18 protein-coding genes and 1 pseudogene are annotated in these 23,959 nt (G+C 38.5%); 5 read left to right on the top strand and 14 right to left on the bottom strand.

Annotation, left to right across the window (positions count from 1 at the left end; genetic code table 11):
* Nucleotides 1-134: 134 nt before the first annotated feature.
* From ACE198_RS13475 to ACE198_RS13460, 4 genes are all read right to left on the bottom strand, one after another.
* Entirely contained in the window at nt 135-1,085 is a 951-nt protein-coding gene (locus tag ACE198_RS13475) for a ribose-phosphate diphosphokinase (protein ID WP_098571879.1), read from the bottom strand.
* Nucleotides 1,086-1,221: 136 nt separating this feature from the next.
* Nucleotides 1,222-1,800: a cysteine hydrolase family protein gene (locus ACE198_RS13470; protein ID WP_375375886.1), complete on the bottom strand. Its 579-nt coding sequence runs from the start codon at nt 1,798-1,800 to the stop codon at nt 1,222-1,224.
* Nucleotides 1,801-1,948: 148 nt separating this feature from the next.
* Nucleotides 1,949-3,040 (bottom strand): NAD(P)H-dependent flavin oxidoreductase, encoded by a 1,092-nt coding sequence (locus ACE198_RS13465; protein WP_375375885.1) that lies wholly within the window; start codon nt 3,038-3,040, stop codon nt 1,949-1,951.
* A 469-nt stretch (nt 3,041-3,509) separates the two neighbouring features.
* Nucleotides 3,510-4,508, bottom strand: coding sequence for a hypothetical protein (locus ACE198_RS13460; protein WP_375375884.1), 999 nt, complete (start codon nt 4,506-4,508; stop codon nt 3,510-3,512).
* A gap of 249 nt (nt 4,509-4,757) precedes the next feature.
* Here ACE198_RS13460 and ACE198_RS13455 point away from each other — a divergent pair, with 249 nt between their 5' ends.
* Nucleotides 4,758-6,098: an FAD-dependent monooxygenase gene (locus ACE198_RS13455; protein ID WP_375375883.1), complete on the top strand. Its 1,341-nt coding sequence runs from the start codon at nt 4,758-4,760 to the stop codon at nt 6,096-6,098.
* A 124-nt stretch (nt 6,099-6,222) separates the two neighbouring features.
* Here the strand turns inward: ACE198_RS13455 and ACE198_RS13450 are convergent.
* Nucleotides 6,223-7,496 (bottom strand): annotated as a pseudogene (locus ACE198_RS13450) (L-lactate MFS transporter).
* A 303-nt stretch (nt 7,497-7,799) separates the two neighbouring features.
* On the opposite strand from ACE198_RS13450, the gene ACE198_RS13445 reads away from it, so the two are divergent.
* Nucleotides 7,800-8,030 (top strand): ABC transporter, encoded by a 231-nt coding sequence (locus ACE198_RS13445; protein WP_098571874.1) that lies wholly within the window; start codon nt 7,800-7,802, stop codon nt 8,028-8,030.
* A 133-nt stretch (nt 8,031-8,163) separates the two neighbouring features.
* Here ACE198_RS13445 and glnA read toward each other — a convergent pair whose 3' ends face one another.
* The 5 genes from glnA to ACE198_RS13420 form a co-directional block, all read right to left on the bottom strand.
* Nucleotides 8,164-9,528, bottom strand: coding sequence for a type I glutamate--ammonia ligase (glnA, locus tag ACE198_RS13440; RefSeq protein WP_098571873.1), 1,365 nt, complete (start codon nt 9,526-9,528; stop codon nt 8,164-8,166).
* Nucleotides 9,529-9,854: 326 nt separating this feature from the next.
* Complete coding sequence (gene sstT, locus ACE198_RS13435; protein WP_251458703.1) at nt 9,855-11,093, bottom strand: serine/threonine transporter SstT; 1,239 nt, start codon at nt 11,091-11,093, stop codon at nt 9,855-9,857.
* Between the two features lie 344 nt (nt 11,094-11,437).
* On the bottom strand, nt 11,438-11,887 hold the full coding sequence (locus ACE198_RS13430) for a DinB family protein (protein ID WP_251458701.1): 450 nt from the start codon (nt 11,885-11,887) through the stop codon (nt 11,438-11,440).
* Nucleotides 11,888-11,996: 109 nt separating this feature from the next.
* Nucleotides 11,997-12,557, bottom strand: a complete 561-nt coding sequence (locus tag ACE198_RS13425) for a DUF6155 family protein (RefSeq protein ID WP_375375882.1) — start codon at nt 12,555-12,557, stop codon at nt 11,997-11,999.
* A gap of 34 nt (nt 12,558-12,591) precedes the next feature.
* Nucleotides 12,592-13,350 (bottom strand): GNAT family N-acetyltransferase, encoded by a 759-nt coding sequence (locus tag ACE198_RS13420; RefSeq protein WP_375375881.1) that lies wholly within the window; start codon nt 13,348-13,350, stop codon nt 12,592-12,594.
* Nucleotides 13,351-13,563: 213 nt separating this feature from the next.
* On the opposite strand from ACE198_RS13420, the gene ACE198_RS13415 reads away from it, so the two are divergent.
* Entirely contained in the window at nt 13,564-14,775 is a 1,212-nt protein-coding gene (locus ACE198_RS13415) for an MFS transporter (RefSeq protein WP_375375880.1), read from the top strand.
* A gap of 170 nt (nt 14,776-14,945) precedes the next feature.
* Here the strand turns inward: ACE198_RS13415 and ACE198_RS13410 are convergent, their stop codons facing one another.
* A complete protein-coding gene (locus ACE198_RS13410; protein WP_251458688.1) occupies nt 14,946-15,266 on the bottom strand; it encodes a ribonuclease E inhibitor RraB in 321 nt (106 codons plus the stop codon).
* Between the two features lie 178 nt (nt 15,267-15,444).
* Here ACE198_RS13410 and ACE198_RS13405 point away from each other — a divergent pair, with 178 nt between their 5' ends.
* Complete coding sequence (locus ACE198_RS13405; protein WP_251458684.1) at nt 15,445-15,627, top strand: YolD-like family protein; 183 nt, start codon at nt 15,445-15,447, stop codon at nt 15,625-15,627.
* 157 nt (nt 15,628-15,784) lie between these two features.
* Here the strand turns inward: ACE198_RS13405 and purT are convergent, their stop codons facing one another.
* Entirely contained in the window at nt 15,785-16,963 is a 1,179-nt protein-coding gene (gene purT, locus ACE198_RS13400; RefSeq protein ID WP_375375879.1) for a formate-dependent phosphoribosylglycinamide formyltransferase, read from the bottom strand.
* A gap of 273 nt (nt 16,964-17,236) precedes the next feature.
* On the opposite strand from purT, the gene ACE198_RS13395 reads away from it, so the two are divergent.
* Nucleotides 17,237-17,746 (top strand): DUF2179 domain-containing protein, encoded by a 510-nt coding sequence (locus ACE198_RS13395; RefSeq protein WP_098571865.1) that lies wholly within the window; start codon nt 17,237-17,239, stop codon nt 17,744-17,746.
* 144 nt (nt 17,747-17,890) lie between these two features.
* Here the strand turns inward: ACE198_RS13395 and gltD are convergent, their stop codons facing one another.
* Both gltD and gltB read right to left on the bottom strand, forming a co-directional pair.
* A complete protein-coding gene (gene gltD / locus ACE198_RS13390) occupies nt 17,891-19,375 on the bottom strand; it encodes a glutamate synthase small subunit (protein WP_251458679.1) in 1,485 nt (494 codons plus the stop codon).
* Between the two features lie 16 nt (nt 19,376-19,391).
* The gene (gene gltB, locus ACE198_RS13385) at nt 19,392-23,945 is read right to left on the bottom strand and encodes a glutamate synthase large subunit (protein WP_375375878.1); all 4,554 of its coding nucleotides are present in this window, start codon (nt 23,943-23,945) and stop codon (nt 19,392-19,394) included.
* Between the last annotated feature and the right edge of the window lie 14 nt (nt 23,946-23,959).

Raw genomic sequence — 23,959 nt, 5'->3', positions numbered from 1 at the left:
TTCACTCTTATAATCATATCATTTTCTAAAACTATGTAAATTATTTCGCCTCGGTTAATACTAAGGCCTATTATCTAGTCTTAACCAAACTCCAAAAAACCAACTATAAGAAATAGTTGGCTTCGTAGGATCACTTATTCAAATAAAGGACTTACTGCTTTTTCATTATGAATCCGGTCGATTGCTTCAACAAGAAGAGGCGCAACAGAAATCGTTTTAATTTTACTACTGATTTTATCTTCCGACAATTCAATAGTATTTGTCACGACTAATTCCTTAATTGGTGACGATTCAATTTTTTCAATCGCTCGGTCTGTAAAAACAGGATGCGTACAGCCGGCATAAATTGCTTTTGCCCCATTTTCTTCTAGAGCTTTAGCTGCTAAAGAAATGGTTGCACCGGTATCAATCATATCATCAATAATTATGGCATTTTTGCCCTCGACATTACCAATAACATTTATGGTTTGGGGACCATTTTCTTCAAATCTTCTTTTATCGATTAGGGCAAGTGGAACGTGTAATAGGTTGGCCACTTTTCTTGCCCGGCCAATACTGCCATTATGTGGTGCGACAATAACAATATCTTCTAAACCTTGTTCCTTAAAATACTGTCCAAGGATTGGAACACCATAGAGATGTTCTACGGGGATATCAAAGAAACCTTGAATTTGTGATGTATGGAGGTCCATTGTAAGAATTCGACTTGCTCCAGTCGTTTCTAAAAGGTTCGCTACTAGTTTCGCTGTAATCGGCTCCCGTGAACGTGCCTTTCTGTCTTGCCGTCCATATCCATAGTATGGAATGACCACATTAATAATACTAGCTGAAGCTCTTTTTAGAGCATCAATCATGATGAGGAGCTCCAAAATATTATCATTGACAGGGTAAGATGTAGATTGTACAACATAGACCTCACTGCCACGAACACTTTCTTCAATATGAATCTGAATCTCTCCATCACTGAAATGTGACACAGAACTGTTTCCTAAATCGCATCCTAAGAGCTCTGCCATCTCTGTTGCTAGCTTTTGATTGGAATTCAATGAGAACAATTTAAATCGTTTATTTTGTTGATATGTCACCTTAGATCCTCCACACGTTTGAATTTCTAATTTTACTAATTATCGATCCATCTTATTTTACTATATTAATCAACATAGTGGTAGGAAATACACCAAAGAGGTAACTTTTAATCGGAAATCCTTGTGTTTTTCTACGTCACCCGTTTGAGTTAGTTAATTTTGTCATTATATTAGCTGTTGTCATAATGGTTGCAAATTCATGATGCAAAGTGGCAAGTTCGAATGTTTGTACATCCTCGGCAGAGCGCTTTATTCCTTTATGGTCTATAAGTTCAAATGCAGCGATCGCATCCTCGATTAAATATGTATCGAAACCCAAATTTCCACTCATCCGAGTGGTGGTGGATACGCAATGTTGGGTCGACAGGCCTGTGATTATTACCGATTTAATTTGCTGATCACGTAAATAAGTTTCTAATTCCGTACCGATAAAAGCACTATTTACATTTTTTTGAAAGACCTTTTCATTTGCTTTAGGCCGAATTATCTCCTTAAATTTTGGCCCGTTTGTATTTTTATAATAGAGCGGTGAATGAGGCAAAAGGGATAAATGTTGAGAATAGATAACCGGCCATTTCCGTCTGCGCCATTCGGTAAGCAATTGTAATATATTTTCCTCCGCCTCGAGATTGTTCCGCTTCCCCCAGTACGGATCATCAAACCCATCTTGAACGTCTAAAACCAAAAGTGCTGGTGGATTTACAAAAAGATTCATTCTGTATTTCTCCTAACTTACGTTTTCCAGTATCTTGAAATGATTAGGTTAATTTTTTGTAAAAAGAATAAATCGTATTCACGGAACATCCCAAAAGCGCGCGAAAGATTTCACGCACTCATTCATATCTGCAATATTTCGGGGACTATTATTGATTACTCATAGATTCATTAGTAGATAGTAACTGTTTTGCCCCTGTAACTACATCATGGATAACTTTGCTTGCAGGAATTTCGTATTGTAAAAGTCTTGTCGCCTGTCCTGCCCATAGTGCTATATAGTCCGGATTATTTAGAAGGGCACCCTGTCTACGGATATCATTCGCCATAGTATTTTGTGTTGGGAAATCGGCTGGAGAAATCTTGGCATCATCGTAAGCTTGAATAAAAGCATTTTTAATTCCCCTTGCCGGACGACCAGAAAAGACTTTCGTAATCACTGTACTTTCCTCCGTGCTATTGATAAGTGCCTCTTTATACACACGGTGCGCACCTGACTCAATCGTTGTTAGGAAAGCGGTTCCCATTTGAACTCCCTGTGCACCCAAAGCTAAGGCAGCCACCAAACCGCGGCTATCCATAATGCCACCAGCAGCGACAACAGGCACTGAAACTGCATCAACGATCTGTGGGACTAGCGAAAAAGTTCCGACTGTTGCACCATGAGTGTTTTTTTCAATTTCAAATGTTCCTCGATGACCTCCGGCGTCACTCCCCTGGGCAATGATAATATCTGCTCCATTTTCCTCAGCGAGCAGCGCTTCTTGAACGGTTGTTACCATGGTAGTGATAGTGATATTTTGTTGCTTGACGATTGCCATTTTATCTTCCGGAAGGACCCCGAATGCTGTGGAAATGACAGGAACTTTTTCTTCTATTAATACAGCAAATTGTTCGTCAAAAAAGTTATTTGTTTTCACTTGGTGGTTTGCCGGCTCCATACCTAACTCTTTCCTTATTTTATTAAGGACTTTCTGTGACTCTTCCACACCTTCATAATGATCGGTCAGATTTGTACAAAACAAATTAACGGCAAATGGCTTGGTTGTCCGTTTCTTAATTTCTTTAATGGCCATTCTAATTTCTTCTGGTTTCATATAGGCTGCGCCCAACGTCCCTAAGGCCCCAGCGTTCGATACATTAGCAACAAGATCCACGGTCGTAGGCCCTCCCGCCATTCCAGCTTGAATAATCGGATAATCTATATCTAGAATTGCACATAGTTTTGTGTTTAATTTCATAGAAATCCTCTTTTCTTCTATTAATATTGGTTTGCATTTCATTCATGGACACTTTTTTCCTCTATTAATATTAAAACACAATTAGAGAAAAAGTGTCAGGCACCACTTTTGAATTCCGTAGACTCACCATCATAGAACGTAGGCAATCAGAACGATTCGTTACCTTTTCCTTTAAATTATGGGGTTGACGGGCACGATTAATGATTTATCGTTACCGTTTCATTAAAAAAATGAGGACGGCGGGCACGATTAGTGGTTATTCGTTACTATTTCCTTTAAAAAATGAGGACATTGGTAAAGATTCGTGGTTCTTCGGTACCTTTTTCTTCAAAAGTTGGTTAGAAACATTGTCCATGAATAAGTAGGCATAAAAAAAAAGCGAGTACCAGAGCTGCTGACAATGTTTATCAGCAGCCCTGCCCCACTTCTTCCTTTAAATTTGTAAAAATCGAAAACAACTATATAAATGTTATGCGAAACGATAGTAAATTAATAAAAAAGTTGCTAGTACAAAAATGAAGTTTAAAAACACAAAGATAAATTGATCTGTTTTCGTTTTATGCATTTTTATTGGCGGGTTATAGAATGATACACCTTCAATAATAAAGATTATCAACACAATGTGTATCATAAAATGTCCAATGACTTCTGTCATTCCAAAGAGCATGGTGGTGGAGATGAAAATAGCTGTAACCACAAAACCTAATACACGATTTAAAACTCCGACCACTAATAAATAACCGACGACAAATTCAATAAATGCTGCCATAACAACAAACAAACTCGGTTCAAAGCCAAATGTTGGAACATGGTGGTTTGCGACAATATCTAAAGCCATACTTGGATAGACCCATTTTTCAACCGCTACCCAGCTAAGCGATAATCCTGTCCCTAAATACAGAAATGGGAATCCGGCTTGCTCTAGTTTTGTATTTCCTACCAACAATACACCAATAATGGCTACGTAAAATCCGTAATCTAACATATAGAAAACACCATGATGGATGGTTACATAAATAAATAATCCTAATAATATCGAAGCACCAATTTTTGTAGAAATATGATGAGGTATCAATAAGAAACCGATTGTCACCCATGCTAATACTGTAATAATTGTACTATTAACATGAAACTCTGGAGCAAATAGAGTTCCATTCACCATTTGTATTATCAGCGAAACGGCGGTTCCATATTTTAATAAATACCTAGAATACTTTCTTAAACTGGAAAGACGATCCTCCATTTTTTTTACTGTTCCCCATTTAGCCATTTTCGGAATGATCAATGTTAATGTAGCTAATACAACAGCAGCCACAAGAGTTAAAAGTAAAAACATTGGGGATAATATATTTTCTATGGACTCCTTATGTGGCTCCACATTTGTGAACCATTTCACATGTGCTTGCGCAAAAATTGGTGTCATAATAAGCCCTAATGTTAATAGTATCTGAAATATCTTTTTCATCATCTGTAACCCCCCTAGTGAATATAAACAACATGAATATAGTGTTAATATACCGTATTCCTCCAATCTAAAACCATCTTAGAATTGAACAATTTGTGAAATATATCACAAATATCGCGTTCGGAAAGTATTTTCATGTGAAGAGGAGTATTTAGTCATTGATTAACACTATTTAATTCTTGGCAATACAATCTATGAGAGTTGTATGCTATTATATTGTAGGTAAATTATTAACAGGAGGCGTATCACCCCTTGTCCAAATTTGAAAGAGCAATAATTATTGGCGGAGGCATCTCAGGGAAATTAGCAGCACGTGTTGTGTCTGATTTTTTCAAAGAGGTAATGATTATCGAACGTGATTACGAGCCTCAAGGTTCCATTCCGAGAAAAGGTGCCCCACAAGGTGAACACTTACATGCGCTCCTCCAAGCTGGTGAGCATGGTCTCGAAGCGTTGTTTCCAGGTATAACAAAGAAATTCCACTCAAGTGGTGCAGTGAAAATAAACTCTACGCAGGATCTAGCATGGTTCCACCATGGTGTCTGGAAATTACGTTTTAATGGAGGATACACAACAACTCTGCAAACGCGCCCACATTTAGAGTGGCACATTGAGCACTACATAAAAGCTATACCGAACGTAACCTTTCTATATAATCACACGGTTGAAAACTATATTTATAATGAGGAAAAGAATCAAATTACAGGAGTCGTTCTTATCGATAAAAGTGGGACAAAAAAAAATCTAACAGCGAACCTTGTTATTGATGCAAGTGGAGTGAGCAGTCTCTCTAGTAGTTGGCTAAACAAACGTGGTGTGTCTATCCCTGAACAAAAAGTGAAAATTGGATTAAGTTACATTAGTAAAACTCTTCAACTGCCCGAGAACGGTGAAAGGGATTGGGAAATTAAAATCGTTTATCCTAATCCGCCACATGAAAAAATAGGCGGGACCATCTCAAAGGTAGAGGGAAATCGTTATATTGTCACACTCAATGTATATCATAATGAGGTAAACGAAAAAGAGGTAGTCAAAAGTGATAATGGCTTTATAGACCTAACAAAAAAATTACCTAAATTAGATATCTACCATGAAATAAAGGATGCAGTTCCTCTTTCCGGAACCTCGGTCTATCGTGTACCACATATCGTTTGGAAACAATTTAATAAGGTAAAGAATTTGCCCGGCGGACTGTTATTGATAGGTGATACGGTTTGCAGAATTGATCCTGTTTTTGGTCAAGGTATGAGTATCGCAGTTTTAGAGGCACTTAAACTGCAAGAACTCCTTCAAAATCAAAGTCATGATCTTCTAAAAGTCATTACTAATTTCCATAAACAAGAAGCTAAAATCATCGCCCCTATTTGGAATATGGTGATTACAGAAGATTTTCGATATCCCGAGACCATTGGGAAAAAACCTGCAGGTCTTTCCATTCAGCAATGGTACGCCAAAAAGATTTTCCTCTTATCATCAGAAAATCAAGAAATATATAATTCGTTCATCAAAGTCATGAACCTAATTCGTCCGATGACCATCTTAATGAGCCCTCGAATTATCAAACAGGTATTGAAAAAGAGCTTTTCAAAATGAATTTTTATGGGACATCGTCCCGCAAATAGGGTGTCAGGCACCAATAGTTAATAATAGCAGGTTCATATAAAATAGTTAGGACCTGGTTCAATTTGAAAGAACCAGGTCACTTTTATTCTTCTAATCAGCTACTCTTCAAATTATCCATTTTATTTAGCATCGGAGTTTCATTCAAAGCCCGTAACTTTTTAATATCTACTCTTATCAAGAGTGAAATCGCTAATGCAATGATAAACAACCCCGAAAATACAAGAAGTGTTCCTTGGTAGCTTCCAGTGTTTCTCGGATCCAAGAGACGAATATCGGACCGACTAAACCGGCTGCTGCCCAGGCTGTCAAAATGTAGCCGTGAATGGCGCCCAACTGCTTCGTTCCGAATAAGTCGCCTATATAGGCTGGTATAGAGGAGAATCCTCCCCCATAACAAGTCATGATCATATAAACAATGATTGAAAACAGAATACCCACTGTAATGTTAGGTAAAACAAAGAAGGCAACGATTTGGAAAGCAAAAAATAGAGTATACACATTTGGTCGGCCAATGTAATCAGAAATAGTTGCCCAAAGAATACGTCCGGAACCATTAAATAACCCCATAATTCCTACCATTGTCGCAGCAGATGCCGCTGTTAAACCAACCAACTCTTGTGCCATAGGCGATGCAACGGAAAGAATGGCAATCCCACAGGTTATGTTGATAAAAAGCATGATCCACAACGCCCAAAATTGTCTTGTTTTTACTGCTTCATTTGCCGTTAATTGTCTAAGATCCTTTTTTATCCTTTTATTCCTTGAAGTTTCAACCGTTGAATCAAAACCTTTAGGTACCCAACCTGCTGCTGGCGGAGCAAGGTACTGAGCGGAACAAAAAATGACTAGAAAATATGTTCCGCCAAGAATATAAAAGGTGTTGGAAATGCCGTAAGTTTGGATTAAGTGATTCATTATTGGACTGCTAATCATTGATGCAAAGCCAAACCCCATAATAGCTAGTCCTGTTGCCAATCCTCTTCGATCAGGAAACCATTTGACCAATGTTGACACTGGTGTAATATAACCAACCCCTAAGCCAATACCAGCAATGACACCATAAAATAAATAGAGTAATAGTAAAGATTCAAAGTGTACAGCTGCCCCAGCACCAGCAACACCAACTCCAAAAAACAAGGAACTAAGAATTCCAGACACTCTTGGTCCGAACTTCTCCACAAAATGGCCTAAAAAGGCCGCGGATAATCCTAAAAATAATATGGCTAAACTAAATGTAAATGAAATCTGTTTTAATCCCCAGCCCATTTGCTGCTGTAATGGGTTTGTAAATACACTCCATGCATATACCGATCCTATCGAAATATGTATTCCAACTGCAGAAAGAGCTATAAGCCATCGATTCTTCATCTGACCCTTCATCCCCGTTTCACATAATATTTATTTAGATATCAAATTTAGATTAATCTTTTAAACAACTTCCACTTCACGTGTAACGTTTGTTATTTGACTATATTAACCTACAATTTTATGTGTTTCAAGCAAAAAATTCAATTTAAATACGAATTATAAATTATATTTTTTAATTATTGTTCGTGTTTTTATCAAAAAATCATGTTTAGGTCTTTCGCCTTTTTTCTATTTTCATAAAACATCTTCAATAGAAACCGCATACAATGTTGGTGAACAAACAAGGACAGGGGGTGAAATCAGATGGGTTCTAACCATTGTTCCTGTGGCATTTTTGGAATTTTTCTTGGATTTTTAACAGGTGCCATTTGGCTATTGTTTGGATTATTGTGGGTGACTTCTTTGCTTGGAGTTATCGGTCTAGTTGGTTTAATTGTTACCGTTCTAAAATTCCTTATCATTGTAATTGGCTTCCTTGCATTCCTTATCTTTGGATTATACGTATTTAGGAGGGCATGGCATCACATTAAGTGAAATAGCAAGCAGAATTGAGCCAATTTGGATTTATATATAAGGGCAGCCTCAATTAGAGGCTGTCCTTTACAGTTACTTCCATAAAAAAACGGGCAACTAGGGTTGTTTAATGCCCTAGTGCCCGCTTTTTAAATTAGAATTTAGAATGATAGTTATCGATTTCCCATGCATGAACCGCTGTACGGTAGCTGTCCCATTCTGCTTTCTTCATTGAAACATACTCGTTGTATACGTGCTCACCTAGTGTATTAGCCGCAATATCTCCTGATTCTAATTCTTTTATTGACTCTGCTAAACTTCCAGGCAGGCTATCGATGCCACGGAAGGCTCTTTCTTCTTCTGTCATATGGAAAATATCTTCATTAATCGGAGCTGGTGCTTCTAGTCCTTTTTCGATTCCATCCAGACCCGCAGAAGCAATCACTGCAAATGTTAAGTAAGGGTTAGCTGATGGATCTGGACAACGTAATTCAACACGTGTCGCAAGGCCCTTTTTCGCTGGAATACGAATTAACGCTGAACGGTTTGACGCAGACCAAGCAAGATAACAAGGAGCTTCATAACCAGGCACTAATCGCTTATAAGAGTTTACTAGCGGGTTTGTTACTGCCGTAAAGCTCTTCACATTTTCTAGAACACCCGCAATGAATTGATAAGCTTTTTCAGATAATTGTAACTCATCGGATGGATCAAAGAAGGCATTTTCGCTACCTTCAAAGAAGGACATGTTAACATGCATACCAGAACCATTGATTCCGAATACTGGCTTCGGCATAAAGGTTGCGTGTAATCCGAATTTCTTCGCTACTGTCTTCACGACCCATTTATATGTAGTGGAAAGGTCAGCAGCCGTTAATACATCTGCATATTTAAAGTTAATTTCATGTTGCCCTTCAGCTACTTCATGGTGAGAAGCCTCAATGGTGAAGCCCATTGCTTTTAAGGCACGGTAAATTTCTAAACGAACACGCTCGCCAAGGTCATGTGGAGAAGGCTCGAAATATCCGGCTTTATCACCGAGTTCTTGTGTTGCATAACCATTTTCATCTGTTTTAAAAAGGAAAAATTCTAACTCTGGACCCACTGAAATCGTGTATCCATGTTTCTCGGCGCGATCCACTGTTTTCTTTAAAACATTTCTTGTGTCTCCTTCAAACAAGGAACCATCTGGGTTCTTAACAGAACATAGGAATCTAGCTTCCGAATATCCGTTTTCAACTGTCCAAGGAAGAACCGCAAAAGTAGCTAAATCAGGCTGTAAATAAAGATCTGATTTGTTAATAGGTGAGAAACCTTTGATTGAAGAACCATCAAACATCATTTTACCTTCGACGACATCTTCCAATTGCTCAATGGTTACCGTAACGTGCTTTAAGATTCCTTCGATATCGACAAATTGCAAGTGTAATAGTTCAACACTTTTTTCGTTAATGATTTCTTTAATTTGTTCAAGAGTTGTGGCAGCACCTGGTGTGTTTGAAATTAATGTTTTTGTCATGTCACTTTACCTCGCAATTTCATGTTATATTTTATTACATCGATTAATATAAACTGATTATAATAAAAAAAGAATAGTTTGACAATCTTTTTAGGTAAATATTTTGAATATTTATTCTGAAATTTTAGTAAGCGTTTTCATGAAATGCCTTATTAAACCTAATATTCTTATGAAAACCGGCTAATCTCGTGTTCATTTTTATGCAAAATTATGTATATTATTTTCAACCTATAACCTAAGCAATCCATCGCTTTAGCTAAAATAAAAAAACAGCTGCTAGAGAGCTCTCTAACAACTGTTTTGAATTCAACCTATTCATCTACTGTTTATGAGGCTTTTTTAACAGTAATACTCTTCCCTTGTTTACGTTTTTCATTAAATTCTGCCGCAGCAGTGAAAAGTACGTCTGTAGATGAATTTAATGCCGTTTCAAAAGAATCTTGTAAAACACCAATAATAAATCCAACGCCAACCACCTTCATGGCAACATCCATTGGAATTCCGAATAAGCTGCATGCCAGCGGAATCAGTAATAAGGAACCTCCCGCAACACCTGAAGCACCACAAGCACAAACAGCTGATAGAACGCTTAGGATGATGGCTGTCGGAATGTCCACTTCAATATTTAATGTATGGACCGCTGCAAGTGTCAATACAGAAATGGTAACAGCTGCTCCCGCCATATTGATGGTTGCACCTAAAGGAATCGATACGGAATAAGTATCCTTATCCAAACCTAGTTTTTCACATAATTTCATATTGACCGGAATATTTGAAGCGGAACTGCGTGTGAAGAAAGCTGTAATTCCGCTTTCCTTTAAACACATAAATACAAGCGGGTATGGGTTTTGACGAGTTGCAGCGAACACAATGATTGGATTAACAACAAGCGCCACAAATACCATACAGCCAAGCAAAACAGCAAGCAATTTCCCGTAACTCAGTAATGACGAGACTCCGTTAGTTGTAATAGATTCAATAACAAGGCCCATGATTCCAAATGGAGCAAATTTGATTACCCATGTAACCAGTTTGGACACCGCATCTGAAAAGTTAGAAATCATTGTCTTGGTTGTATCTGGGGCATTTTTTAACGCTAAACCAAGGAGTACAGCCCAAGCTAAAATACCAATATAGTTCGCATTGTAAATAGCTTTAACTGGGTTATCTACAACGTTTAACAATAACGTTTTGAGAACCTCTACCACACCGCCTGGAGCTGCTAATTCCTCCGAACCGGTTGCAAGTGTTAAGCTGACCGGAAAAATAAAACTGACAATAACCGCAACGAATCCAGCCAAAAAGGTACCTAAAAGATAAAGAAAAATAATGGATTTCATGTTTGTTTTGTGACCACTCTTATGCTGAGCGATGGCTGACATTACCAAGAAGAGCACGAGTACTGGTGCGATGGCTTTTAGCGCACCTACAAACAAAGAACCTAAGATAACAACAGGCTTTGCTGCTGCTGGGACCGTAACAGCTAGAATAATGCCAATAATCAAACCGACAATTATTTGCTTTACCAGACTAATTTGATTCCACTTGTTCACTAGACTTTTCATAGAATTCCCCCACTAGTTTAAGATAATTGCAAATTCATAGTCCATTTAGGTGTACATATCCTCTCTCTGCTTTTTCTACTGAACTATTTTAGAACTAATAGTATTATAGTGAATATTTAGATATATTACAATAGTATTTCCTGGTATTAATCAGTAAGCAACCAATGCAAACGATTTTACTTTCGTAATTTCATTCTAAAGCCTCCTTAATAACAATTGAATAAAAGACTATGAAAATGGAGGCTAAAAAAATTTACACGGAAAGGAATAAAGAAAAGTCTAAATAAAAAGGAGTGTTTCACGGTGCCTGACACCAATGAAACACTCCTTTTTAAATCCAGCATCTATCTCCTAAAGACAATATAGTCTAAAATAACAGGCTCGGTATTATTGGCCCTTAAAAGTTGATTGATCTGTCCTCGGTGATATTGACCATGTAAAGCAACATGGGTCAAGATGTCTCTTACCGAATTCTTAAACTCTATGCCTTTGCTGTTCCTGTACGAAACGATTTGTTCGAGACCAGAGTCAGTTAAACCCAAAAGGAATTCTTTGAAGTTTTGATTATTTCGATTAGCCAGTTCTACACATGATTCTATACTAACATCAGCCCAGATAGGCAAATTTGAACTATTTGATCCTGTTAACCTGGTCAACCACACCTGTTCAGCGAGAAGGATATGTGCGAATAGCCTGTTAATTTGTTCATTCTCCCCCTTCATATTTTGCAAGGTTTCAAGAATCCGTTGATTAGACCAATGTAAATGCTCAAACATATTTCGGATTGTTTTCATGCGTACACCTCCATGTATTAACCAGTGTTGTTACTTTTGCGTCCTTCGATTTTTTTCGATTAACCATTTATATATCGGAACTTTCTGTTCCAAGTCGTAAGACAAGAACCTATTCATCATCATTCTCATCTTCACCATGAACCCATTCAATCGAATAATACGACGACTCAATTATTGCTTCCTCAACCCCCCAGCCAATTAAGTCGACATTAGAAATAATGTTACGTAATCTATTAGAAAAGGCTTTATATAGTTCTTCATCACGATCACATTCCATGGCTACTTGATCAAACATCCTCACTAGACTGGTGTAGAAACCTTCATTTATATCACCATATGAATTTGTAAATTTCACACACATTTCCACATAAAAAAGCATAAGGTCAACTGTTCGTTTCTCATCATTTGTTGCCTTTTTAAAAGCAGTTATCTCCTTTTTTGCTTCTGTCAATCGGAGTTTCTCAGTTCCTCTTTCTGGAAAAAATTCATTTTTAATTTTTTTCTGGGTTTGATGAAAAAGAACTTCAATTACTTGGTCCCCTAGAAATTTACTGGATAAGTAGTTTTGAACCTCTTTGTTTGACTTATACATAGCCACGATCAGTTCAATCAATTCCTTTTGGTCATATCCTTTTAACTGTTTTTTTAAATCAGTAATCTTGATTTTCATAGATCCTCCACTATTACTACATTCATCATAACATTTAATTTTCAAATATTTTATGTGAATGATATTTAAATCCTAGATACTCATAGTTTTGTTTCCTGTACATTTCTCTCGGAGTGTCTTCACCATCCGCTACTAAAATGATGGTTTTATTAGTATATTTCTCCATAACAAATTTTTGCAGCCTGCTGCCAATTCCTTTTTTCTGAAAATCCTCATCTACCACCAGGCCATCAATTTCGGCGGTTTCTTTCGAAATAATCACTTCTACTGAACCTGCTGGAACCCCTTTATAAAATGCAAGCAGCTGCTGAATAGACGGATCTTCAAAATTTCTTTTAGCTAATTCCCTCTTTTGATTTGCAAATTCCGAACCTAATTCCAAATCATGCTTATACTGCAATTCAAGGAAAGTTTCCAGGTTTTTATCTGTCACAACTTGTACCTCTACATCCGGGTTGTCACCCACCAAAGGAAATTGTTTAGGCTGGATGGCGTACAATTCGAGAAATCCAATACTATAACCTGAGTCCTTCATGTAAGCTACTAATTCCTCCGCTAGCTTTTTGTTTGGAGGAAAATAAAACTTTACATGATTTTGACCATTTTTTAAATGATAATTTCGCAAATAAATTTCAGCGCTTTTAAATTCTGACAAAGATGGAGATATTTTAAACTCTATAAAATTACTATCATACCTAAGTAACATTTCAGGATAATGAATGTGTTTGTATTGATTATTTTCAAATACAACCTGACCAACCACATAAATATTCTCGAATGTTATATTCTTCATCGATTTAGTCCTCTTTTCCACAAATGTCCGACCATATGAACTATCCAAATTCATTATATACTTTTTCTACAATCGTTGGAATAATTGACATTTTTTGAATGGGGACCAAATTGAATTTCTAAAAAGTATTTTATTAGAACCTATGCAAAAAGAGGAGTATGATGAGGTAGAGATAATCTATAAAACCAACAACTAAAGGAGTATTTTTCAATAATGAACTATATTCAGCGCGGGACACACACATTTAAAATGGTAAACATCGCTTTATTTGCCGGTGGTTTTAATACATTCGCGATCCTTTGGGGGACACAACCATTACTACCGGAAATCGTGAAGGAATTTCATATTTCACCAGCTGTATCCAGTTTAAGCTTGTCCTCTACCACTATCGCTTTAGCGGTGAGTATGTTGATTGCTGGTTCTTTATCAGAAGTATTTGGCCGGAAACCAGTCATGACTATTTCTTTAATTGTTTCATCGATTCTATCCATTTTAACTGCGTTTAGTCCAAATTTTCATCTATTAATCTTATGTAGAATCTTACAGGGGATTTCATTAGCGGGATTGCCTGCTGTTGCGATGGCCTACTTAGGCGAGGAGATTGATCCTAAAAGTTTAGGACTGGCAATGGGATTATACATAAGCGGGAACTCCATCGGCGGAATGGGAGGTCGAATAATTAGTGGAATTTTAACAGATTATTTTAGTTGGCATGTTGCATTGGCCTTTATTGGAATCATTAGTTTACTTGCTAGTCTTATTTTCTGGTCTATTTTACCGAAATCTACACATTTTAAACCGCGAAAATTTGAAATTAAAAAATTAGCAATCTCCTTGTTTGTCCAATTTAAAGAACCAGGCCTCCTTTATTTATTTTTAACTGGATTTCTATTAATGGGATGCTTTGTATCGTTATATAATTACATTGGTTTTGAGTTAATGGCTCCACCTTATTCTTTAAGTCAAACCTTAGTTGGCTTTATATTTATTGTGTATATTGTTGGAACATTTAGCTCTACTTGGATGGGAATGCTAGCTGATCAATACGGCAAAAGAAAACTATTAATGTTGTCCTTGATTATTGTATTATTCGGGGCATGTTTAACGTTAAATTCGTCTTTATGGTTAAAAGTAATCGGTATCGCCATCTTTACGTACGGTTTTTTTGCTGGACATTCGATTGGAAGTGGTTGGGTGGGACAAATCGCTACTCATGATAAAGCACAAGCATCATCCCTATATTTATTTTTCTATTATGCGGGATCTAGTATCGGAGGAACGGTGAGTGGTGCATATTATAGTAGTTTTGGCTGGCATGGTGTTGTTTCCATGATTGTGGTCCTCACGATAATTTCTATCATCATAGTAATTCGATTGGGTAGCATTTCTATAAGAGCATTACGGCATTCTCCACATAGAATTTAAGAAACAAGGAGTCTTACTCGCAATATTGTACAAGATCTATACTTTGTAACGTTTTGGGATAAATGAATAAAAGAAAAGCCCTGGTGCCCTCCAAAATAATTGATTAGGCCCAGGGCTTTCATATACAAATATATAGACACTAAACCTAATAAAATAAAACCGCCAATTTTTTAATCTACAAAGACACCCCAACCGTCCGAATAACCACCATGTGGTTTACTTAAGTCATTTAATTTTTTCTGTATTTTAATTAATTCACTATGATTTAATAGCATTCTTTTCGAGCAAGAACATGCCCACTCATCTGTTTCGTCATCTTGCTCTAGGAAACAGTTGAATCCTTCTCCTTTTAGTACTTGCGATAATTTTTCACCTGTCATTTGATCAGGCACGGCCACAAAAAATTCGACTGACTGTGTTTTTTTAAAATTCACTCCATCTTTATAAAGACTTTGTAAAGCCTCTCCATCCGCATCATTTGGAAATTTCATTGGTTTTTCCTCCATATTCTATTACATTCAATATTCATTATAATTCACTTATTTCTATTCCACTAATCAAATTAGCTTGACTTAACATATTATTAACATCTTCTACATAGTCTCTTAAAATACGAAGGATATAATGTGAATTGTACAACAATCCACTACTAATAAAAGGGGGATATAAATGTTCTTAAAAAAACTAACTCAAAATGGCCTAATTACGATTGTTTACTATAAAAATGGTGCATTGCAAACCTTAAAAGGGCGGGTTTATCACCTAAATCTTAAAGACCAATTGCTTTCTTTAAAAGATGAAAAACAAATGTTATTTTCCATTCGTTTATCTTCTGTAAGACATATTTATTAACTGTTTTATTTCACCAATGAAAGCTAATCAAGAAATCCCCACCACTAAACCTTGAAAAGGTTATTTTTTTTCTAAATTTTCCATTAGAACAAGAAGATGCCTTGGTCATGTTATACCAAGGCACCTAATATTTGGAAAATTATTTTTTGAATTGGATTTAGCTATGCGTGATCCTTATTTTTGACGCGGCTATTTCGGCTTGGTTCCTTGCTACTTCAACAGACTCTCCTGAACTTAAGACCACCGCCATCCGACGGCCCACTTTTGTTTCAGGCTTTCCAAAGATTCTTACTTGGGTATTTGGGATAGATAAGCTGTCCTCAATGCCTTCAATTTGGTATCCTTTACTCTCTTTCCATGCTTTAACCGTGCGACTTGCACCAGGAGTTAACAGCTGAACCCCTGGGATGGGATAACCCAAGATGGCTCTTATGTGCAAGGCAAACTCGGAAAGATCCTGCGTAGCCATGGTAACCATTCCCGTATCATGTGGTCGTGGTGAAACTTCACTAAAATAAACACCCTTTGCCGAAAGAAATAATTCAACGCCAAAAAGTCCGTATCCACCAAGGGCATCGGTGATTTTTTTTGCGATGTCCTGCGCTTCTGCTATTTGTTCCTCTGACATAGCATGCGGCTGCCAGGATTCAATATAATCCCCATCTTTTTGGACATGACCGATTGGGGCACAAAAGGTTGTGCCTGAGACAGAACGAACCGTTAACAGTGTGATTTCAGATTCAAAGTGAATAAATTCTTCAACAATCACTCGAGCTTTTTTGCCTCGCCCACCCGAAATTGCCTCATTCCAAGACATTTCAACATCCTCGATAGAACGACAAATGGTTTGCCCTTTTCCGGATGAACTCATAATCGGTTTAATTACACATGGAATTCCGATTTCTTGTACGGAACTTCTTAATTCCTCCAGCGTGTCTGCAAAGGCGTATTTCGCAGTTGGAATCCCCAATTCTTCACTAGCCAATCTTCGGATTCCTTCTCGATCCATCGTCAGGTTCGTTGCTTTAGCCGTTGGCACAATACAAAAACCTTCATTCTCAAGATCAATTAACGTTTCCGTTGCGATTGCCTCAATTTCAGGAACAACCAAGTCCGGCTTTTCTAGTTCGATCACTTTTCGCAGTTCTACTCCATCAAGCATATCAACAACATACGAATGATCGGCCACCTGCATGGCAGGAGCATTTTCATAACGGTCAACAGCAATCGTTACCATACCAAGTCGTTGAGCTTCGATAATCGTTTCTTTTCCGAGCTCTCCCGAACCAAGTAACATCACTTTTTTTGGTTTGCTAGAATTTGGGTAACTAATCATCTTATCCACTCCTAAATGTTTGCTTTTTAGCTATAATATCGTATAATCAATGGGAATATCAATAGAAAAATAGTTTAAATAACGAACGTTTATATATTTTACACTATTAATCATTCGTCCAACAAAAGGACTCATACTATCAATACGAAGGGAAATAAAAAATAAAAATAAAAGATTCGTAAATTAACGAATTAAAAAAAGAAAACACTATTTTATTTAGATTAAAAGAGATAAAATAAAAAGTAATTTAAAATTGACGATAGAGGTGCCAAAGTGAAAGAGATTATTTTGATTTTGCTGTTACAATTGGTTTATGTACCTATTTACACACTGCGAACCATCTTTTTGGTTAAAAATATAACCGTGTTAGCATCAATTTTAGGTATCGCAGAAATGTTAATATATGTTTTTGGGCTTTCACTCGTATTTGGTGGCGATCAAAGTATTATTGCAATGGTAGTTTATGCCGTTGGATTCGGGTTAGGAATCATCCTTGGAACGAAATTAGAACAAAAAATAGCAATTGGTTATATCAACGTTACGGTTAATACACAAGAAAAAAATGGTCATTTGATAGACACTTTAAGACAAAATGGTTTTGGTGTTACATTATATACAGGTGAAGGACGCGACAGTGAACGTTATCGAATGGAAATATTGACAAAGAGAAATAGAGAAAATGAACTAATAGCTACTGTCGAAAAATTTGAGCCTAATGCGTTTATTATTTCATACGAACCAAGAAGATTTAAAGGCGGTTTCTTATTGGATCGACTTCGTTAGAAGAATTGAAACACAGCGTAATGTTGGATTTGTAATTTTTGCAAGATAAAAAATGACGTGTGGTAAACCACACGTCATTTCTTATGCCATTTATATAGATGGAACAAGTTACATACTAAACCTGGCCTTTTTTCTACTATAATATTATTTAGGTAGATAGGATTTCCCCATCAAATAACAATCCACTTCATGAGCAACCTGTCTTCCCTCGTTGATTGCCCAAACGATTAGGCTTTGCCCTCTTCTAGCATCACCTGCAGCAAATACCCCCTCAACGTTTGTACGATACTCACCGTAAGCTGCTTCAATCTTTTGGTTGATTGCATTCACACCGAATTGACTCAAAAGCGGCTGCTCAGTGCCCTCAAACCCAATCGCAATAAAGACAAATTGGGCTGGCCAGACTTTTTCAGTTCCTGGAATTTCTTTAAAAAAGAATCGGCCCTCATCATCTCTTAATTTTTCCATTTGAATGGTATGAAGTTCCTGTAAGCGGCCGTTTTCATCCGCAACTATTTTCTTCGTTTGGATCGAATATTGACGCGGGTCTTCGCCAAACTTGGCCTCGGCCTCTTTATACGCATAATCCATAGTAAAAACATTAGGATAGGCTGGCCACATATTCCCTGAAGTACGTGTCTCAGGTAATTGTGGATGTTTGCCAAACTGAACCACACTACGGCAATTTTGACGCAGGGCCGTTGCCACACAATCTGCTCCCGTATCGCCGCCGCCAATCACGATGACGTCCTTGCCTTCCGTATTGATAAATTGACCATCTTCAAAATTCGTATCCAAGTAACTCTTCGTTGCCTTGGTCAAGTATTCCATGGCGAAGTGAATCCCTTTCGCCTCACGCCCTTCAATGACTAGATCACGCTGTTTTTGAGCACCTGTACAAAGAATCACAGCATCGAATTGTGCGTGGAGTTCTTCTGCCGTAATATCTTTTCCAACCTCTGTGTTCGTGACAAACTTGATCCCTTCTTGGGTTAATAAGCTGATTCGACGCTCAACCACTCCTTTATCTAGCTTCATATTTGGAATACCATACATGAGTAAACCACCAGGACGGTCTGCACGTTCAAAAACCGTTACCGAGTGACCTGCTTGGTTGAGTTGATCCGCACTGGCTAATCCAGCCGGACCTGAACCGATAATCGCCACTTTTTTCCCCGTTCTGCTTACTGGAATCCGAGGGGCAATCCAGCCATTTTCAAAACCCTTATCAATAATCGCTTGTTCAATGTTTTTAATGGTTACTGCTGGGTCCGTTATGGCTAACGTACATGATCCTTCACAAGGTGCAGGGCATACCCGCCCGGTGAATTCCGGGAAATTATTCGTTTTAAGCAACCGATCAAGGGCTTCTTTCCACCGGCCGCGATAGACCAAGTCATTCCATTCGGGAATAAGATTATGAATCGGACACCCGGATGTTGCTCCTTGAACTTCCATTCCCATATGGCAGAAAGGAGTGGCGCAATCCATGCACCGCGCTCCTTGTCTGCTTAAAGTTTCGTCCGAAAAAGGCAGGGAATACTCTTTCCAGTCGCCTACTCGCGTAAGGGGATTTCGCTCTTTACCTTTTTCTCGATAGTAATCCATAAAACCTGTTGTTTTTCCCATCTTCCTCTCCCCTTTCTTAGCGTAGTACAGCTTCTGGCTGTTTAGTTGTAGTATTTTTCTGTTTGGAAGAATTGGCTAAAAATGCACTCATAATCGCGTCTTCATCTGGTAAACCTGCATCCTTTTGCTTCTGAATTTGCTCAAGCATCCGTTTATAGTCTTTCGGAATGACTTTGATAAATTTTCTGACATAATTTCCCCAGTTTTCTAAAACATAGCTTGCTTTCACACTATTCGTATAATAGAAATGAGTTTGAATCATTTTCATTAACTCTTCCTCATCGTTTTTTGACAACGACTCTATTTCAATCATCTCTTGATTACATAACTTCCTAAAAGCCTCTTGATCATCAGCTAATACGTACGCAATCCCGCCAGACATCCCTGCAGCAAAGTTTTTACCTACATCACCTAAAATAACGACGCGTCCGCCTGTCATATATTCACAGCCATGATCGCCAATTCCTTCCACAACCACGTTCACACCGCTATTACGGACTCCAAATCGTTCGCCTGCACGTCCATTAATATATGCTTCACCGCTTGTTGCACCGTATAAAGCAACATTCCCAGCGATTACATTTTCCCCAGCTAATAATTTAGATGATTGGTCTGTTTTCACAATCAACTTTCCTCCAGATAAGCCTTTCCCCAGAAAATCGTTGACGTCTCCCGTAATCTCTAATGTCACGCCGTTTGGAACAAAGGCACCGAAACTTTGACCTGCGGACCCTGTAAATCTTAGGGTAATCGTATCCTCAGGCAGCCCCGCTTCCCCATAATGTTTCGACACTTCACTTCCGACGATTGTTCCAACAACGCGGTTCACGTTCGTAATTGGGAAGCTCACATCCACTGGAATTTGATCTTGTAATGCTTTTTGAACGGCCGGTAAGATTTTCTGGATATCAAGCGACTCGTCAATTTTGTGATTTTGTGGTGTTGTAAATGTGCGAACACCTTCAGTCTGATGCAGCAATGGAGTTAAATCTAGATCTTTTGCTTTCCAGTGTGCTTTTGCTCGGTCACTCATTTTCAATACATCTGTACGACCAACCATTTCGTCTAATGTTCTAAAGCCAAGCTCCGCCATTAGTTCTCGAACTTCTTGAGCAATAAAACGCATATAGTTGACAATATAATCCGCTTCTCCTGTGAACTTTTGACGAAGCTGCGGATTTTGGGTCGCAATTCCAACTGGGCAAGTGTCTAAATGACAAACGCGCATCATCACACATCCAAGTACGACAAGTGGTGCAGTCGCAAAAGCAAACTCTTCTGCCCCAAATAATGCAGCCATTACCACATCTTTTCCGGTCATTAATTTACCATCTGTCTCAAGGACAACACGATCACGCAAACCATTCAACATTAACGTTTGGTGCGCTTCGGCAAGCCCCAGTTCCCATGGTAATCCTGTGTGCTGGATACTAGTTTTTGGAGATGCTCCGGTTCCACCATCATACCCACTGATGACAATGACATCTGCGGCGCCTTTGGCCACACCGGCAGCAATCGTTCCGACCCCGCCTTTGGATACAAGCTTTACGCTGATTCGTGCATCTCGGTTGGCATTTTTCAAATCGTGAATCAGCTGCGCCAAATCCTCAATCGAATAAATATCATGATGCGGTGGTGGTGAAATCAGCCCAACACCTGGTGTGGAACCACGAACATCAGCAACCCATGGATAAACTTTATTACCCGGAAGCTGTCCGCCTTCACCTGGCTTTGCTCCTTGTGCCATTTTAATTTGAAGCTCATCCGCATGAACCAGATAATGACTTTTGACTCCAAAACGGCCGGAAGCAATTTGCTTTACAGCACTGCGACGGTTATCGCCATTTTCATCTAAGCTAAAGCGGCGCGAATCTTCTCCACCTTCACCAGAGTTGCTTTTTCCGCCTAAACGATTCATCGCAATCGCCAAAGTTTCATGTGCTTCCTTGCTGATTGATCCAAACGACATCGCTCCTGTTTTGAAACGGCGGACAATGGAATCAACTGATTCTACCTCGTCGATTGATAAAGACTGTCTTGTTTCATCAAATGAGAACAAATTCCGTAAGAAGCCAATTCTCTCTTCATTAGCAAGCTTGGAATATTTTTTAAATAAATCGTAATCGCCCTTTCGGCAAGCCCATTGCAGTGTATGAATCGTTCCAGGATTAAAGGCATGATGTTCCCCTGTTTTTCTCCACTGGAAGTTACTTCCTGAATCTAAAGTTTGATCATAAGAATCTGCATATGCCAAAGTATGAAGCATTTTTGCTTCTTTCGCGATTGTATCTAAACCAATCCCACCAAGCTGTGAAACCGTTCCTGTAAAATAACGCTCAATGACTTCTTCGCTGATTCCAACTGCTTCGAAAATTTGTGCACCGCGATAACTTTGGACCGTTGAAATCCCCATTTTGGACATCACTTTTACAACGCCCTCAGTCATTGCTTTTATATAATTATTTACCGCGTCTTCATAGGTAAATTGTAAACTTCCTTCTGCGATGGCCTGCTTATAGGTGGCGAATGCAAGATATGGATTGATGGCATCCACACCATAACCAATTAATGCAGCTAGATGATGAACTTCACGTACCTCTCCAGATTCGATAATGATGCTTACTTTCGTTCTGCTGCCTTCACGAATCAAATGCTGGTGAAGAGCACTTACTGCCAATAACGAAGGAATCGCTGCTTGGTTCTTATTCATTTTACGGTCAGATAAGATTAGTAGACTTACCCCTTCTGAGATCGCCGAATCTGCCTCTTGGCAAATCCTATCAAGACTGCCTTCCAGATTATCATCAAACAGAATGTCAATAACCTTACTCTTAAAATCGGCTGAATCCAAAGATTTCAAACGCTCTAATTGACCGTTGTTAATGACTGGTGTATCAAGTTGAATTCGACGGCAGTTTAACGGTGAAGGCTGTAATATATTTCCTTCTGCACCTAATAACGTCATCGTTGATGTGACAATTTCTTCTCGTAGTGAATCAATGGGCGGATTGGTTACTTGGGCAAATAATTGCTTAAAGTAATTAAACAATGATTGTGCCCGATCAGATAAAACCGCTAAAGGCATGTCATTACCCATTGCGCCAATAGGATCTTTTCCTTCATTTACAACGGGAACCAAGTATTTTGAAATATCCTCGTAGGTGTAGCCGAATGCTTTCTGGCGAATGAGTAAATCTGCTAGGATTTCTTCTTCGTTGGATCTTTCTTCATTTAAACGAATAAGCTGTTCATCCAACCATTGCTGATAAGGAAGTGCTTGAGCCATCTCCGTTTTTACTTCTTCATCAGAAATAATCCGTCCTTCTTCCAAATCAATTAACAGCATTTTCCCTGGGCTTAAACGATCTTTATATAGTACTTTTTCAGGTTCAACATCAATGACGCCAACCTCTGATGAAAAAATAATATAATCATCATCCGTAACGTAATAACGAGCAGGACGAAGGCCGTTCCGATCTAAAATCGCGCCAATTTGTTTACCATCTGTAAAAGAAATAGCCGTTGGACCATCCCATGGTTCCATTAAGCAGCTATGAAACTCGTAAAATGCTCTCTTTTCTTTTGTCATATGCGGGTTTTCTGACCATGGCTCAGGAATCAGCATCATGGCAGCATGAGCAGGTTTTCGGCCCGCCAGTACCAAAAACTCAAGCGCATTATCTAAAATCGACGAGTCACTTCCCTCGGTATCAAGGATTGGAAGCACCTTTTGCAGGTCCTCACCAAAAGCTTCCGAGACGAATTGCTTTTCTCGGGCCTTCATCCATTGAACATTGCCGCGAAGTGTATTTATTTCTCCATTATGGATTAGGTAGCGGTTTGGATGGGCCCGTTCCCAACTAGGGAACGTATTTGTACTAAAGCGGGAATGCACTAAAGCAAAAGCCGATACAAAACTCTCATCCTGTAAGTCCAGGTAAAATCTGTCCACCTGTTCCGGTGTTAATAACCCTTTATATACAATCGTTCTGCTTGAAAGGCTGGCAAAGTAAAAACGTAAATCAGATTCCTTCGCCCAAAGTTCTGATTGTTTCCTAATAATATATAGTTTTCGCTCAAAAGATAATTCATCCTTCAGTCCTTCATTGGCACCAATAAAGACTTGGCGGATGAATGGACGGCTTTGCTTGGCTGTTTCTCCAATGGTTTCATCATTGACAGGTACAGTTCTCCAACCAAGAAGGGTCTGCCCTTCTTCTTCTACCACTTTATTAATATAGGACTCTATTTTTTCTCTTTCTACATCATTATTTGAGAAAAAAAGCATCCCTACCCCGTATCGTCCTTTTTCAGGTAATTGGACGTTCTGAATGGTAGTGCGGAAAAACGCATCTGGAATCTGGACCATGAGTCCAGCGCCATCACCTGTTAATGGATCACTTCCCTGCCCGCCGCGGTGATCTAGTTTACATAGCATGCTGAGTCCTTTTTTGACAATCTCGTGAGATGCGATCCCTTTAATATGGGCATACAATCCAATTCCACATGCATCATGTTCATATTCTGGGCGGTAGAGACCTTGTGCTTTTGGTAGTTGATGAAACGTCATTTCTATCTCCCCCG

The sequence above is a fragment of the Neobacillus sp. KR4-4 genome (assembly GCF_042136325.1).
Lineage (GTDB): Bacteria > Bacillota > Bacilli > Bacillales > Cytobacillaceae > Neobacillus.
This window is presented reverse-complemented; position numbering and strand designations above follow the sequence as displayed.